This window comes from Cobetia sp., from assembly GCF_983723665.1.
The window spans coordinates 28,840-30,217 of the sequence record NZ_CFDJES010000005.1 but is presented as its reverse complement, the minus strand read 5'-3'; the positions used below and the strand labels follow the sequence as shown (position 1 = coordinate 30,217).

1 protein-coding gene is annotated in these 1,378 nt (G+C 66.2%); it reads left to right on the top strand.

What is annotated here, in order from left to right; all coding sequences use genetic code 11:
- Window positions 1–100 precede the first annotated feature (100 nt).
- A partial coding sequence (locus AC4FAH_RS01270) for an ABC transporter substrate-binding protein (protein WP_490245567.1) occupies window positions 101–1,378 on the top strand: 1,278 nt, incomplete at its 3' end.

Sequence of the window (1,378 nt, the reverse complement as noted above, 5' to 3'; positions counted from 1 at the left end):
ACCGAAAGACGCAACGACGCTCGACACAAATTGCATGAGCCTGACGACTGCCGCCCACGAACGGCAGCACCACTACCCTGTGATCACAAGGAACTCCGCCATGTCTCTTTCGTCATCGGCGCCACGGCGCAAAGCGCAGCCGACACGTTCACCGCGTGCCTCGCTGCTGTCCACCGCCTTCGCCACCCTGCTGACCACGCTGTGCCTGAGCAGCCTGCCAGCCACCGCCATGTCGGCCCACGCCGCCGAGGCAGAACCCGCCACCAGCACCCAGTCAGCGCCGGAAATCGTCGCTCAGCAGGCCGAGGTCGGAGTGAACGGTGACTCGACCGCCTCGGCGCCGGTGGCAAGCCAGGAAGCCGTGGAAGCGACCGCCGGCGCCGCCGAGCAGGCCAAGAACGGCGCTGAACCAGCCGCCAGCGACGAACAGAGCGCTGATGCTGACTCGAAGGGCGTTGCCAATGACGCTACCAAGGACGCTGCCACCGCCGAGCAGCCATTGACGCAGTACAAGGTCATGCTCGACTGGTACACCAACCCCGGCCACGCCCCGCTGGTGCTGGCGCAGGAGCTGGGCCTGTTCAAGAAGCACGGTCTTGATGTCGAGCTGATCGCCCCCGCCGACCCGAGCGTGCCGCCCAAGCTGGCCGCCGCCGAGCGCGTCGACATCGCCATCAGCTATCAGCCGCAGCTGCACCTGCAGATCGATCAGGGCCTGCCGCTGGTGCGTATCGGCACCCTGGTCGCCACGCCGCTGAATGTGGTGGTGGTGCGCGCCGACAGCGACATCCAGTCGATCGCCGACCTCAAGGGCAAGCGGGTCGGCTACTCGGTAGGCGGCGTCGAGGAAGTGCTGCTCTCCACCATGCTGCAGCACAGCGGCCTGACGCTGGATGACATCACGCTGACCAACGTCAACTTCTCGCTGACGCCGTCACTGCTGACGCGCAAGGTCGATGCCGTCACCGGCGCCTTCCGCAACTTCGAGCTGGCCCAGATGGCCCAGGAAGGCGTCAAGGGCCGCGCCTTCTACATCGAGGAAGAAGGCGTGCCGACCTATGACGAGCTGATCTTCGTCGCCAACAGCGACAGCTACGAGCGCAAGCAGGCCCAGTACGCCGGCTTCCTCGCCGCCGTCGGCGAAGCCACCGCCTGGATCATCAACCATCCGGACCAGGGCTGGGAGATGTTCCGCGACTCCGACCCGGCACTGGATACCGAGCTCAACAAGGAAGCCTGGTACGCCACCCTACCGCGCTTCGCGCTGCGTCCTGCCGCGCTGGATGCCGGCCGCTACCGTGACTTCGAGGACTTCCTGTTCGAGCGCGGCATGATCAAGAAGCGCCAGTCGCTGAGCCACCTGGCCGTCGACGTCAAC